The 14,283-nt window shown below is 40.7% G+C and carries 14 protein-coding genes, 1 tRNA gene and 1 pseudogene; 8 read left to right on the plus strand and 8 right to left on the minus strand.

Features of this window, described 5'->3' with window-relative positions; genetic code table 11:
• Positions 1–3: 3 nt before the first annotated feature.
• The 8 genes and pseudogenes from QT76_RS01710 (at position 4) to QT76_RS01740 (ending at position 7,930) form a co-directional block, all read left to right on the plus strand.
• Positions 4–2,424, plus strand: a complete 2,421-nt coding sequence (locus QT76_RS01710; RefSeq protein ID WP_033616331.1) for an acetate and sugar kinases/Hsc70/actin family protein — start codon at positions 4–6, stop codon at positions 2,422–2,424.
• Positions 2,421–2,989 (plus strand): annotated as a pseudogene (locus tag QT76_RS01715) (hypothetical protein). Before QT76_RS01710 ends, QT76_RS01715 begins: the two are co-directional and overlap by 4 nt.
• Before the next feature lie 15 nt (positions 2,990–3,004).
• Complete coding sequence (locus QT76_RS01720; RefSeq protein WP_033616332.1) at positions 3,005–3,265, plus strand: ESAT-6/WXG100 family protein; 261 nt, start codon at positions 3,005–3,007, stop codon at positions 3,263–3,265.
• 9 nt (positions 3,266–3,274) lie between these two features.
• Positions 3,275–4,501: a 5-amino-6-(5-phosphoribosylamino)uracil reductase gene (locus QT76_RS01725; RefSeq protein WP_411326918.1), complete on the plus strand. Its 1,227-nt coding sequence runs from the start codon at positions 3,275–3,277 to the stop codon at positions 4,499–4,501.
• Entirely contained in the window at positions 4,459–4,755 is a 297-nt protein-coding gene (locus tag QT76_RS08700) for an HNH endonuclease (RefSeq protein WP_411326919.1), read from the plus strand. The genes QT76_RS01725 and QT76_RS08700 overlap by 43 nt, the downstream gene beginning before the upstream one ends.
• A complete protein-coding gene (locus QT76_RS01730) occupies positions 4,725–5,150 on the plus strand; it encodes an SMI1/KNR4 family protein (RefSeq protein WP_033616333.1) in 426 nt (141 codons plus the stop codon). The genes QT76_RS08700 and QT76_RS01730 overlap by 31 nt, the downstream gene beginning before the upstream one ends.
• Position 5,151: 1 nt before the next feature.
• Positions 5,152–5,508 carry a hypothetical protein gene (locus QT76_RS01735; RefSeq protein WP_033616334.1) on the plus strand — a complete coding sequence of 119 codons (357 nt, stop codon included), beginning with the start codon at positions 5,152–5,154 and terminating at the stop codon, positions 5,506–5,508.
• The gene (locus QT76_RS01740; RefSeq protein ID WP_033616335.1) at positions 5,501–7,930 is read left to right on the plus strand and encodes an FtsK/SpoIIIE domain-containing protein; all 2,430 of its coding nucleotides are present in this window, start codon (positions 5,501–5,503) and stop codon (positions 7,928–7,930) included. The genes QT76_RS01735 and QT76_RS01740 overlap by 8 nt, the downstream gene beginning before the upstream one ends.
• 77 nt (positions 7,931–8,007) lie before the next feature.
• Here QT76_RS01740 and QT76_RS01745 read toward each other — a convergent pair whose 3' ends face one another.
• The 8 genes from QT76_RS01745 to QT76_RS01780 all read right to left on the minus strand — a co-directional run bounded on the left by QT76_RS01745 (position 8,008) and on the right by QT76_RS01780 (position 14,274).
• Positions 8,008–8,805, minus strand: coding sequence for an urease accessory protein UreD (locus QT76_RS01745; RefSeq protein ID WP_033616336.1), 798 nt, complete (start codon positions 8,803–8,805; stop codon positions 8,008–8,010).
• A complete protein-coding gene (gene ureG, locus QT76_RS01750) occupies positions 8,805–9,404 on the minus strand; it encodes an urease accessory protein UreG (RefSeq protein ID WP_000238762.1) in 600 nt (199 codons plus the stop codon). Before ureG ends, QT76_RS01745 begins: the two co-directional genes overlap by 1 nt.
• 28 nt (positions 9,405–9,432) lie before the next feature.
• A complete protein-coding gene (locus tag QT76_RS01755; RefSeq protein WP_050578744.1) occupies positions 9,433–10,197 on the minus strand; it encodes an urease accessory protein UreF in 765 nt (254 codons plus the stop codon).
• A gap of 27 nt (positions 10,198–10,224) precedes the next feature.
• Entirely contained in the window at positions 10,225–10,737 is a 513-nt protein-coding gene (gene ureE, locus QT76_RS01760) for an urease accessory protein UreE (RefSeq protein WP_000583100.1), read from the minus strand.
• 1 nt (position 10,738) lies between these two features.
• Positions 10,739–11,326: an acid-activated urea channel protein UreI gene (gene ureI / locus QT76_RS01765; protein WP_000901267.1), complete on the minus strand. Its 588-nt coding sequence runs from the start codon at positions 11,324–11,326 to the stop codon at positions 10,739–10,741.
• A gap of 193 nt (positions 11,327–11,519) precedes the next feature.
• A complete protein-coding gene (gene ureB / locus QT76_RS01770; protein ID WP_033616337.1) occupies positions 11,520–13,229 on the minus strand; it encodes an urease subunit beta in 1,710 nt (569 codons plus the stop codon).
• A 3-nt stretch (positions 13,230–13,232) separates the two neighbouring features.
• Positions 13,233–13,949: an urease subunit alpha gene (gene ureA, locus QT76_RS01775; RefSeq protein WP_000779233.1), complete on the minus strand. Its 717-nt coding sequence runs from the start codon at positions 13,947–13,949 to the stop codon at positions 13,233–13,235.
• 249 nt (positions 13,950–14,198) lie between these two features.
• A tRNA-Val gene (locus tag QT76_RS01780) sits at positions 14,199–14,274 on the minus strand.
• Positions 14,275–14,283 lie beyond the last annotated feature (9 nt).

The following is a 14,283-nucleotide window of genomic DNA, read 5'->3' on the forward strand; positions in this document are numbered from 1 at the left end:
ATCATGGTAACACCCTTACAGAGTTTAAGGTTGCCTCTTGGCCACCCGTTAGTAGAAAAATTGTGCGAGCTGTCTTTAAACAATAAAGTCGCATTCAATGAAAAAAGTGGAGTCAGTTACAAAGAAGAAGTGTCAAAAGAAGATCGAACTAAGTTTGAACAAGCGCTGTGGGTGCTTCATGCGATCGTTAATAATGAGACTTCTTTAAGGTATCTTTCTGATGAAAATCAAAAATTCCTAGAGGATTTAGCGCAAGCTAAAAAGATCGCTAATGAGCAAATAGAAAAAACCTTAGAGATCGTTTCTGATAGCGATGTGTATGTGGATTTTGAAAAATTTAAAGAGTTAATGCTCAAGGTGGATAGTGTAGCGGTAGGCCTTAAGAGCTATAGCCAAAGCCAATTGCTTGATTTAAATGGAGGGCATTGGGATTTAGAGGCGCCTAGCGCGCCTAAAGAAAGTGTAACCTTTAGGTTTGATAATTTAGACAGCAACAACAAAGAAATGAACTTCTATGCGCGCTCAAGCTTGAAGGATTTAAACAAGGGCGTTGTCGCTATTGACTTTGGGACTAAAAGCACAACTGCAGCCTATATGGATAAGACGGGAACATACCGCTTGCTCTCTATTGGCTGGGATGTAGATATAGAGAGTTTGGAAAAGTATGAAAACCCCACGATAGTGGAGTTCAGAAATAAAGAAAAGTTTCTTAAAGATTACAACGCTTTAGACCACCGCCCTTTCACAGAAAAGAACGATATAGAAGTGGTGCATGAAGCCCAAAAGAACGCTGCAGGCGTTAAAGGGAATGATTTGTATCGGTTTTTTTCTAAATTGAAGCAATGGGCTGGAGCGGATGAAAAACAGAATTTTAGGGATCTAATAGAGGATTTTTCTTTAGAGAGCTTCACTGATTGCACGGGTTTTAACCCCATAGAAATCTATGCTTACTACATTGGCCGTTGCATCAACAACATGCACAATGGCGTGTTTTTGAAATACTTTTTATCCTATCCCGTCAAGTATGAAAATCATCAGGCTGAAAAAATCAGAGAGAGTTTTGAAAGAGGCTTGAAAAAATCCTTACCCCGGCATGTTTTTGACGATGAAAAAACGGCTAAAATGTTCAAAGTGGAATTGAGAGCGAGCGAGCCTTGCGCGTATGCCATTAGCACTTTAAAAAGCTACGGGTTTTTTAAATCAGAGAAGTTAGACAAGCCAATTTATTACGGGGTGTTTGATTTTGGGGGCGGGACGACAGATTTTGACTTTGGTAAATGGGAAAAAAGCGCTAGCCCCAAATTCCTTTACAAAATGACGCATTTTAGTAGCGGAGGGGATAAATATTTAGGCGGTGAAAATTTATTGGAATTGTTGGCTTGGGAAGTGTATGCCAAAAATTTCCAAGAGCTGAAAGCAAAAGACGTTGTCATCGCTAAGCCCAACTATGACAGGATCGATACGCAACGCTTTGGATCGTTTATGCAAAACTCTAGAGAAGCGCGCTTGAATTTGCAAACGATCGCTTCTAATTTGCGCCCTTTTTTAGAAAATTTAGACGCCAATATTATAGAAGCGATAGAAGAAAATGAAAACTTTGAGATAGAGGGTTTTGAAGAGGATCTTAAAGCCATGCTGTTTGATAGGAATGGGGTAGAAACAGACTGCGATCTCCAAGTTGATTGCAAAGAGCTTTTAAACCTTCTAAAGGGCAAGATAGACGAAGGCGTTGCCAACTTCTTTGCCGGATTTTCTAAAGTGATGGCTGAAAACATTGATGATCAATGTCGGGCGTTTCACATTTTCTTAGGCGGGAATGCGAGCCGGTCGGTTCTAATCAAACAAGCGTTTGAAAACGCCAAAGAAAAGCAGCTCAAAGATTACCAGCAAAAGACTTCTAAAAATGATTTTAAATTCATCATTTATGAGCCGCTAGGCACAGAAGCCTCAGACAAACAGATTTTAGAGCTTACAGGAGAAGACGTTTCTAACATGCCCGCTTATTTGAAGCCCACTTGCAAAACCGGGGTGGCTTTTGGGCTTTTAGAGAGCAGGGACAAGGCTAAAGGGATTGAAATGCCCTCTATAAGCTCCAACCCTGTGTTTAAATACGATTTGGGCATTGAGATAGAGGGGAAATTCCACGCTAAAATCCATAGGGATTCTTTAAAGCCTAATGAATACCAGATTTTCCAAACTAAAGAGGAATGGGGAGGCTTTGATGAGCTAGAGATACGCTACAGCGATAAAGCCCTAGCCAACACTAACACTCTAAACATTCAAGACACGCAAATGATTTCCATAGCGTTAGAAGAGGTTGAAGAAGTGGACGTGAAGGTGTGTTGCGTGGATTCCCAAAGCATTAAAGTGGGGCTGTTTAAAGACGGCCAATTAATCTATGAAAGCGAGGTAGAAAAATTATGATGACTAAGAACGCTTACGCGTTTGTCGTGATTAAAAAAGTATTATGGTGTTTAAATGCGCCAAAGATAAGGGGCTAATCAATATCACTGAAGGCTTTGTGCCTTTAAAAGAGGATTTTTTGAGAAGTTTTAAAGAGCGTTGCAACGTGGATTTTTTAGAAAATTTAGACCTTTTGTTTTTGTATGACTACCAGTTTCCAAGCGAGGTTTTTTCCTTGTGTAAAGATTTGAAAAATTCCATTTGGGACAGAAAGCTTGTGGTGGAACTGGTGGAGGCTTTGGAGAATTTTAAGGGCTTGAATTTGTCTCTTAAGATAGAAGACAGGCATTCTAATAGCCTAGGTAATGGTGCTCAAAAATTGCTCACCAACGCCGATTTGGGGAGCAACCATAAAACAATCGTGATAGACAGCATGAAAACATACCACCAAAGCCAGCAAGAAAAATACAAAAGAGAAAGAGGCGAAACGCTAGAGATTCGCCCCACAACACCCCCTAGCTATGGGGGTGGGAGCATTAGGATCAGCGGCGATAAAAAGCCTGATTCTAATGAAGAAAATTTTTAAAAGAAAGGACAACCGATGAGTAGAGTGCAAATGGATACCGAAGAGGTCAGAGAATTTGTAGGGCATTTAGAACGCTTTAAAGAGTTGCTAAACGAGGAAGTGAATAGCTTGAGCGGCCATTTCCATAACTTGGATTCATGGCAAGACGCTAGGAGGGATAAATTTAGCGAGGTGCTGGATAACTTGAAAAGCACTTTCAATGAATTTGATGAAGCCGCGCAAGAGCAAATCGCATGGCTTAAAGAGAGGATTAGGGTTTTAGAAGAGGATTATTAAGGATAATTTATGGCTGAATGGAAAACGGACACAGAAGAAGTCAAAGAGGTTGTTAGAAGATGCAGGGATTTTAAAGAATCCCTACAAGAAAAAAGGTGTGGTGGTTTTATCAAAGACCTTGATAGTTACGCGCTAAAAATCATAGTGGAGCGCAGAAAAATTGAAATGCAATTGGAAAAAGCCATAGGAAAATTAAACGCAGCCAGAAAGAAGCGAAGGGGCCTTTGGGGATTTTTTGGGGAGTTTGTGAGAGATTTTTGTAATGCGGTAGGGTCGGTTATCCCTCCTGTTAAATTATGCGCTGAACTTTGTGAAAAGGGCTTAAACCTTATGGAAGACAATATAGAAAAATGGGAACACAATGTAAGGTTATTAGAACGAATGCTTGAAATCTACGCCACTCAAGTCAAAGCGAGCGCGGAGCTTGTGAATCAAGCTTGGGAGGACGTTAAAAAGAGGTTGCACTTTTATACTGATAAACACCAGGAATTTATCAGGCGTTTGAAACAAGCGAGCGATGCGATAGATAACGAATACAATATCGCGACCCCAGAAATTTTAAAAGAGCGCGATTTTGAAAGCCACACGATTGTTTATAGCCCTAAAAAAAGTGTTTTTGATGAGCGATTGAAGGATTTGAGGGAAAATTTTAGTGCTTCTTTATACGCTGATTTGAAAGACAAGATCAACGCTTTTTCTCATAGGGAACGCGCTAAAGCCTCTAAAGAGCGAGAGTTGGAAAATTTAGAGGATTTGATGGGCGCATCTTCTTATGATGAAAACCCTAACGATGAACTGGATCGCTTGGCAATCTCTAAAGAGCGAGAATTTGAAAAGAGTTTAGAGGATTTGATGCCAAGCGTTTTAAGCGTGCCTTCTTATAACGAAAGCTTGACTCTAGCCAAAAAGCGTTGCGTTAAAAATTGTAAGAAAGCTTTAGAAGGTTTTACAGAAAAAATCAAAGAAGCCCCCAACGATTCAAACGCTATCAATGAAGCCTTTGATAGCTTAGAAAGAGAGTTAGAAATAGCTACGGAAAGTTTGAGTCAAAAAATCGATCCCGTTTTAGAACGCAATGAAGATTATACGCAAAAAGCGTTGGAGTATAGGGAGTTTTTAGAAAGCCGTAAAGAGGACTTTATTGTAGATGAAAAAACCCCTATCCGGAAGAAGTCAGCTTTAATGAGTGGCGTTTGGCGGAATTTGATAGCGTTTTTAGCGCCATTGTGCCTTTAGAAGATTTAAATAAAACCGCATGCGCTCACCATGCCCTAAAGGCTTTACAAGCCGCGCTTAAAGACAACGATTTGGGCTTTGATGCGGCAGAGTTGGAACAGATCGCAAAAGGATTCATCCCTAGGGGTTATTTATGGCATTTTGACGCGAATGTTTTAGGGAATGTGGCGTTGGTGAGAGAAGAGTTATTATTAGGCGTGAAACACACGAAAGGATATTCACTATGGACAGAATTTCTACAGAAACAGAATTGAATTGGGAATTTGTAGAGCCGCTCAATAAAAATGCGTTGAGCGATCTAGAAGAGCGGTTGGAAATAGGCTTTAGCGATGCGTTTAAGGACTTTATCAAACGATCAAACTATGGTTTTAGCCAATTGCGTTATTTCATGGTGGGCAATGAATCCTACATGTTCAAACATGTTTTGAATTTCAATTTAGAGGGCAAAGGTTTATTCACTGATTTCATGCAAAGCTTAAAAGAATGGTTAGAGCCTGAAGAAATCGTATTCGCTAATGACGGGTATGGGGGGTATTATCTTTGGAATACCACCACTGATGTGGTGCTGTTTTTAGACACCGATAATGGCTCAAAAAAAGCACTATTAAATCTTAAAATGTTTTTAAAAAAACTGGAATCAAGGGGTTAAAATGTTTTCTCATAAAATTTTTTTGGAGGGTTGCACCAATGAGTTAAGAAGGATTTGCGACTATTTCGTAGAAGAGGCCATGCAAGATGATTTAGGGCAGAAACTCAAAAGTGAGATGCTAGAGGAGATGTTAAAAATCGTGCATGACTTAGAAAATTTAGAGCAAGACACTCAATGCCAAAGAAGAAAAATCAACGAGCAAATTGAAGAAGCCAAGCGTTTGGAGAAGCAAGTTGATATGCAAGATCGCCACTCACAAAGCGAAATTGATAGGCTTATGCGTGAAGCCAAAGAGCATGAAAGAGAAGCTAAGAGGCGCTATGATGAATATTTAAAATCTAAGGATAAAAATGATTGATGCGGGTAATTTATTAAAAGAACTGGACGATGCCTTAGATAAAGTTATCGCTAAAAAAGAGCCAGAGAGCTTTCTCAAGCCGATCGTCTCGCGAATAGAGGACTATCAAAAGAGTATCAGGCAAGTTCAAGCGCAATTCATAGACGCGCCAAAGTTCAATGAAGAGGGCGCTTACCCACAATTTTTGAGCTGTGGTTTGTTGCAAGTTAGGGGCAAAAATGGCGCTAACATGGAATTTTTATTGCCTAAAGTTTATCCTTTCCCCCCTAAAAGCTTGTATATAGAGCATGAAAAAGACGGGCAGTTTTTAAGAGAAATGCTCATGCGCTTACTCTCCAGCGCGCCTTTAGTGCAATTGGAAGTGATCTTGGTTGATGCGTTGAGTTTGGGGGGCATTTTCAATCTGGCCAGAAGGCTTTTAGATAAAGACAATGACTTTATTTACCAGCAAAGGATTTTAACCGAAAGCAAGGAAATAGAAGAAGCCCTAAAGCATTTGTATGAATATTTAAAGGTTAATTTGCAAGAAAAATTGGCCGGTTATAAAGATTTTGCGCATTATAATGAAGAAAAAGAAGACCGCTTGCCTTTAAAAGCGCTTTTTTTAAGCGGGGTAGATGCTTTAAGTCAAAACGCGCTTTATTATTTGGAAAAAATCATGCGTTTTGGATCTAAGAATGGGGTTTTGAGCTTTGTCAATTTGGAGAGCGAAAAAAACAATCAATCCGCAGAAGATTTGAAACGCTATGCGGAGTTTTTTAAAGACAGGACAAGTTTTGAACGCTTGAAATACCTTAATGTGGAAGTCATCAACGATCATGGTATCCAATCCCAGCACATGCAAGACTTCGCCGATAAAATTAAAGCGTATTACGAGAAAAAGAAAGCAGTTAAAAGGGAGTTGAAAGAATTACAAAAAGACGAAAAATTTTGGACTGAAAGCTCTCAGTATGAAGTGAGCGTGCCGGTGGGGTGGGATATTAACCATAAGGAAGTGTGTTTTGAAATCGGTAACGAACAAAACCACACGCTCATTTGCGGGCGCAGCGGGAGCGGGAAATCCAATTTCTTGCATGTGTTGATCCAAAATCTGGCTTTCTACTACGCGCCCAATGAAGTCCAACTCTTTTTGTTAGACTATAAAGAGGGGGTGGAATTTAACGCATACACAAATCCGAGTCCTTTAGAGCATGCGAGGTTGGTGAGCGTGGCGAGTTCAGTCTCTTATGGCATCACTTTCTTGAAATGGCTTTGTGATGAAATGCAAAAAAGAGCCGATCGGTTCAAGCAATTCAACGTGAAAGATTTGAGCGATTACCGCAAGCATGAAAAAATGCCCAGATTGATCGTTGTGATTGATGAATTTCAGGTGCTTTTTAACAGCTCCAGTAAAGAAACAGGTGCAGTGAATAGGTATTTAACCGATTTGCTTAAAAAGGGCCGCAGCTATGGGGTGCATTTAGTTTTAGCCACTCAAACCATGCGCGGCACTGACATTAATCCAAGCTTTAAGGCTCAAATCGCTAACCGCATCGCTTTGCCTATGGATGCAGAAGACAGCAGTAGTGTTTTGGGCGATGATGCGGCTTGTGAGATTCAAAAACCAGAAGGCATTTTCAACAACAACGGGGGGCATAGAAAATACCACACCAAGATGAGTATCCCTAAAGCCCCTGATGATTTCAAATCTTTTCTCACAAAAATACACGCTGAATTTAACCAAAGAAATCTCGCGCCCATAGATCGTAAAATCTATAATGGCGAGACACCTTTAAAAATGCCCAACACCCTTAAGGCTAATGAAATGCGTTTGCATCTGGGCAAAACAGTGGATTATGAGCAAGAGGACCTGATAGTGGAGTTTGAAAGTAACGAATCGCATTTGTTGGTGGTGAGTCAAAATTTACAGGATCGTATCGCTTTAATGAAACTCTTATTCCAAAACATTAAGAGCGCGAACAAAGAATTAGTTTTTTGCAATAAAGAAAAACGCTTGATAAGGTTTTTTGATGTGCAAAAAGAATACGGCATCACGCCTGTAGAAAATATTTTAAGCGTTTTAGACACCGCTATGAATCCTAACAGCGTACTTGTGATAGACAATCTCAACGAAGCGAAAGAATTGCACGACAAAGTAGGGGCGGAAAAGTTAAAATCGTTTTTAGAAAAAGCCACAGACAACGAGCAGTATTGCATCATCTTTGCGCATGACTACAAACAAATTAAAACTAATTACCATTTTGACAAGTTAAAAGATTTGTTAAACAACCACTTCAAGCAATGCCTGGCCTTTAAGTGCAATGGGGAAAACTTGAATGCTATCAAAAGCGATTTACCTTTACCAAGCGAACTCAACGCGCTATTTGTAGAGCTTTCCAAAGACAGCCACACTGAATTCAGGCCTTTCAGCTTACAAGGTTAAAAAAGAGAGTTAAAAAAGAGAGTTAAAAAAGAGAGGGGTTAAAAAGACTAAAGGGATTTAATCTTTTTAAAGCGCTTTCAAACCTTTTGCGTGGTGGTTTGCGTAACCAAGCGAGCGATTTTTTCTCTTAAATGCAACAAGGGTTCTGAGCCTTTCGCTAAAGCTTTTAGGCATAAATGAGAACTAGCGATTTCACTCACTGCTCCATCCACTCCTTCGCTCTCTTCAATCAATCCTCGCGCACCAGACAGCTCTATGGGGCAATTGACAAGCACCAGATTCAAATAATGCGTATAGCCATCAAACATGCACATGTTATTCATGTCGGTGGTTTTGGGATCTAAAATCGTATTATCATAATAGATGGGTTTCTCATCTTGTAAAATAGCGATTTTGGTGTGCAAGCGGTTGAATTGGAACAACTCATTGCGCGCCACTCGCCCAGCGACAATGATTTCACTATAAAGCAATTGAGAGCTAGAGCGTAAAGAAATCGTGGTGTTGCCCTTAAAATGCGCGTTTTCAAAGGGGATTAACGGGAAAGGCGCAAAGTCTAAAAAAGCGTTTTCCCCCACAACGATATGCATGTCTCTGCTGGCAAACCCGTCTTCAGTGTTATGGATTTTTTCAAAGGATTGCGAAGTGATCCTTAGCTTGCAATTTGGACCGATGCTTAATTGCACATCTTGTGCATCGCCTTTCATTAAGCCAGGGCTTACCGCTAAAAGCATGATTTCAGCCAAATCGTCTTTAGGGTAAAAGGGCGCCATGAGCTTAAAGGGGGGCGTGAAAAAATTGTCTTCAATCACGCACCGCCCATCAGCCCCTATTTTGGTTTTTAACCTGAGCTTGGATTCTTGAGCGTAAGTGTTCATCAATCTTCCAATAAAGCGTTGCGCTTAATCCATGCGATCACATCATCTAGGCCTTCTTTAGCGCGGATATTCGTAAAAATAAAGGGCTTTTCGCCGCGCATTTTTTTAGAATCCCTTTCCATGACTTTCAAGTCCGCTCCCACATAGGGGGCTAAGTCAATTTTATTGATGACAAGCAAGTCTGAGCGCGTGATTCCTGGACCGCCTTTCCTAGGGATTTTATCGCCCTCAGCCACATCAATCACAAAAATCGTAAAGTCCGCTAGCTCTGGGTTGAAAGTCGCTGAAAGGTTATCGCCTCCGCTTTCAATCAAAAGCAATTCCAAATTAGGGAAACGGCCATGCATTTCTTCTACGGCTTCTAAATTCATAGAAGCGTCTTCTCTAATAGCGGTGTGCGGACAGCCCCCGGTTTCTACTCCAATGATCCTCTCTCGTGGCATCACCGAATTTTTACACATAAACTCCGCGTCTTCTTTAGTGTAAATATCATTAGTGATAACCGCCATGTCATAATCTTTTGACATGTGGCGCGTTAAAGCTTCAATCAAGGCGGTTTTACCGCTTCCTACAGGACCACAAACTCCAATTTTTACCATAAAATTCCTTTCAATTTGAGATTAAAATTCAAGACATATAAAGGCGCGAGTATAAACTCTCATGCTGCATCGCCTTAATGTCGTTTTGAACGCTTGCCGCACACAGGTGGCTTTCGTCTAGTTCTAGGGTTTTTTCTATGAGCTGGTTGAAAGGGCTTTGCAAGCTCAATAAGATTTTTTGCCCGTCGTTTTGAGATAGTGGGACGCTTTTAACGCAGTTGATCACCATGTTAGAAGTTTGTGCATAAAGATAATGCCTTAAAGCCTTTTTCAATTCAATGTTCAAACTCGCCGCAAAAACGCCATAGCTAGTGGCATGGGTGGGATCTTTTGTTTGTTGAGCGTAAGCGTTAAAAAATGCACCCATGTCTAATTCGTTCATGGCTTGTAGGGTTTTAATGAAACGATTGCCTAGCTTTTGATTGGCTAATCGTAATTCCATGGGGCTTGTGGATAGCCTAATCATTTCTTCAACCCCTAAAATTTTTTTTAAATCTTGTTGGAGGGTGCTTTCATAGGTGAGTTTCAAACTCAGCATTTCCGTGTAAAGGAACTGGCTAGAGAGATTGGCTTTTAAATATTTTAAAGCACTTTCTTTATCAGTAACCTTTTTTTGCTGGATGTAAGTTTCTAGCCCAAAAGAATGCGTGTAAGATCCAATAGGGAACACCGCATCATTGACTTGCAGAATCAGAAATTCATTATCCACATGAGCATTGTTGTCTGTCTTTGGGGTTTTTGGGGGCGTACCCACGCTTTTTTTAGTGCTTTTCACGCTCTTTCCTTTATCCATTCTGTTATTTTTCTATTTCTTTTCTATTTATTTCATGACCACTTTAAAATCGCTCGCTAGTGAGACCTTAAAATTAGGCTCACTATGGGGCATGCTCACGGTTAAGCGTTCTTTGGAATCCAGTTTTGAACTTAAAACACGATTTTGAACCCCTAGCTTTTCTAATAACGCTAGCGTGGGCTTTTCAAATGGTGTTTTAAATTCAAATTGAGACTCGCCATAGTATAAAGCCGCATGGCGGTTTCCTATTTCATAGCATATTTTTGCTACTTCTGCCACGCTCTTGGCTTGGATGTGAATGACTTCAGAATCCAAGATATTAACGGCGATAATTTCCTTCTCTTCTTTAAATAAAATATCCCCTTGAGAGAGACCCAACTTGGGAGCGTCTTTAAGGCGTATGGCTATGTCTTTGCCTTGCCTGGTTTTAAAACGAGCGATTTTTTTCCTCGTTTCAAACCATTCCAAATCCACATAATCCACGCTGAAATCCAAGGGGTTTAAATCCCTTAGATTGCCAACTAAACGCTCTATGATCATCTCACACCCAGTGTTGGATAAAGAGTAACCAAGCAGGGATCCAAGCGGTTAAAATACCCTCAATGATAGCAAGCCATGGAGTGAATTTCCCTAAAGGGATTTTCAAGATGTTTTCAATGAAAGCAGTAAGCCACAAAACACCCCAAGCCAACCATATGATTGCCCACCAATCGCCTTCAGTGATGCCTAACACTTTGTGGTCATCAAGCATATCGCTATAGTGGGATAAAATCGCAGCAGGAACAGTGTTGATCGCTACGAATAAGCTATACCAAGAATAAGGCCTCCAATCCAAACCAAAAGTGTGGTTGATAGCCGCATACAAGTAGGTAAAACCAAACAATAACCCAGTCGCTGGCCCATAGAAACTAGTCAAATGGTGCGATACTTGAGCAATATCTTCGGCACCTTCTACAGGGGCTGTAGGGTGGAGTGCGGAATAAGTGATGACCACCACATTACAAACAATGGAAAGCCCACCCACAAAAAAGTTCATCACCGCAGTGCTTTTAGGATCGACTTTGGTTAATCCGCAAATCCCGTTGCTGATTAAAACAATCCCAACATATAACAATACAAGTCCTAGCATTGCCTTTTCCTTCCAAACAAAAATTTTTACAACAAACGCACCTTACGAATAACTTTTGTTGCTTGAGCTAATCATAAAGAAAAATAGTAAATTGACAAAAAATAAAAACAAAAAAAAGCCCCCAATTTTTTGATAAACAAAAAATCAGAGAGCTAAAAACTAAGGATTTAAGGAGCGTTGCTCCTAAAAAATCCTAGAAAATGCTAAAGAGTTGCGCCAAGCTCACTTTATTGGCTGGTTTAGAAGTTACTTCTTTGCCATCCACGAACACATGGTAAGTTTCAGGATTGACTTCAATGTGAGCGGTAGTGTCGTTGAATTGCATGTCTTTTTTGGTGATGTTTCTGCAATTTTTTACCGGCAACACTTGTCTTTCAAGCCCTAATTCTTCTTTAATGCCTTTGTCATAAGCCGCTTGGGACACAAAAGTGATGTTTGCATCGTATTTAGCTTTACCATGGTGAGCGAACATTTCTCTGTAATAAACCGGTTGTGGGGTAGGGATAGAAGCGTTCGCATCGCCCATTTGACTTAACGCAATGAATCCGCCTTTGATGATCATGTTGGGTTTCACGCCAAAGAATGCTGGACTCCACAATACCAAGTCAGCCACTTTGCCCACTTCTACAGAACCTACATACTCGCTAATCCCATGAGCGATCGCTGGGTTAATGGTGTATTTAGACAAGTAGCGTTTGATCCTAAAATTGTCGTTATCGCCTTTTTCTTCTTTCAAGCGGCCAAATTCTTTTTTGTTTTTGTCAGCTGTTTGCCAAGTCCTAGTGATGACTTCACCCACACGACCCATCGCTTGAGAGTCAGAACTGGTGATGGAGAAAATCCCCATGTCATGCAAAGTGTCTTCAGCCGCAATAGTTTGAGGGCGGATCCTTGAATCAGCGAACTGAACATCTTCTTTAATGCTTTTATCCAAGTGGTGGCACACCATAAGCATGTCCATGTGTTCGGCTTCTGTATTCACGGTGAAAGGGATAGTGGGGTTAGTGGAAGCGGGTAGAATGTTGTGTTCACCGGCCACTTTAATAATATCAGGAGCGTGTCCGCCGCCAGCACCTTCAGTGTGGAAAGTGTGCATAGTGCGCCCAGCAATAGCTGCCATAGTGTCTTCTACACAACCAGCTTCATTCAAAGTGTCTGTGTGGATAGCGACTTGCACATCGTATTTGTCCGCAACATCTAACGCATGATTGATTGCAGAAGGAGTGGTGCCCCAGTCTTCGTGGATTTTAAAGCCAATCGCACCGGCTTCAATTTGATCCGCTAAGCTCGCATCGTTAGAAGCGTTACCTTTAGCTAAGAAACCTAAGTTCATAGAATATTCTTCAGCCGCTCTGAGCATCCATTTTAAATTTCTTCTACCTGGAGTGATAGTAGTCGCATTAGTGCCATCAGCAGGACCAGTTCCGCCACCAATCATGGTTGTTACACCGCTTGCAAAAGCTGTAGGGATTTGTTGGGGTGAAATGAAGTGGATGTGTGTATCAATACCACCAGCAGTTACGATCAAACCTTCACCGGCTAAGGCTTCAGTAGCAGGACCCACGCTAAGATTGTTTTTAACGCCATCTTGCATGTCTTTGTTACCGCCTTTACCAATGCCAGCGATTTTGCCGTCTTTAATACCAATATCCGCTTTATAAATACCGGTGTAATCCACGACTAAAGCGTTAGTGATGATTAGATCTAGTTCTTCTTTGCTAGGGTTGTTAGATTGGCTCATGCCTTCTCTTAGGGTTTTACCGCCACCGAATTTAAGCTCTTCGCCATAAATGGTGTAGTCATGTTCTACTTCAGCGATCAAGTCTGTATCGCCCAATCTCACTTTATCGCCTGTAGTAGGGCCATACATAGAAACATATTCTTTTCTGCTAATCTTTTTCATTTCTTACTCCTTAATTGTTTTTACATAGTTGTCATCGCTTTTAGCGCCATGAAAACCACGCTCTTTAGCTCTGTGTAAAGCAATTTTTTTGCTTTCGTTGTCTGCTTGCCTATCAACCAATGCGTTAAATCCAAAGATTCTCCTGTTACCGCCAATGTCAATCAATTCTACGGATTTTTCTTCGCCAGGCTCAAACCTTACCGCTGTCCCGCTCGCAATGTCTAAGCGTTTACCGAAAGTTTTTTCTCTGTCAAAGTCTAGGCATCTATTCACTTCAAAGAAATGGAAGTGTGAGCCGATTTGAACCGGTCTGTCGCCAACATTTTTAACTTTCACGCTAACGGCTTTTTTGCCTTCGTTGATAGTGATGTCTTCATTTTTTAAGAACAACTCACCAGGAACTAATTTACCATTGGCCTCAATAGGGGTATGCACGGTTACGAGTTTGGTCCCATCAGGAAACATCGCTTCAATACCCACTTCATGAATCATGCTCGCCACACCATCCATCACATCATCCGGTTTTAAAAGAGTGCGCCCTTCTTGCATCAATTCAGCCGCAGTCTTTTTACCAGCTCTCGCTTCTTCCATAATATGGGCACTAATCAAAGCTACTGCTTCCACATAGTTAAGCTTAATGCCTTTTTCTTTGCGTTTCCTAGCTAATTCTCCAGCGTAGTGGAGCATCAACTTATCTAACTCTTTTGGGGTGAGTTTCATCTCATTCTCCTATTCTTAAAGTGTTTTTCCTTGAAGACATAACGCAATCAAGGTTGGAGTAATTGTAGCAATGTTTTGATTTACTAAGATTAACAGAAGCGTTCATTAACTAATTATTATTTAAAATAAATTAGTGTTATATTTTTGAAGCGCTATAAAAGCGTTATTAGAAGCGCGTTTAATACCCCTTTAGAATTTATAAAAATCAAAAACTCGCAAAAAAAATGAGAATTAAAATTGGAGTGATAATGGTGGCCACGACTGGACTTGAACCAGCGGCCACTACCATGTCAAGGTAGTGCTCTACCAACTGAGCTACGCGACCTTTATTTAA

Source organism: Helicobacter pylori SA37A (genome assembly GCF_000476015.1).
Lineage (GTDB): Bacteria > Campylobacterota > Campylobacteria > Campylobacterales > Helicobacteraceae > Helicobacter > Helicobacter pylori_DB.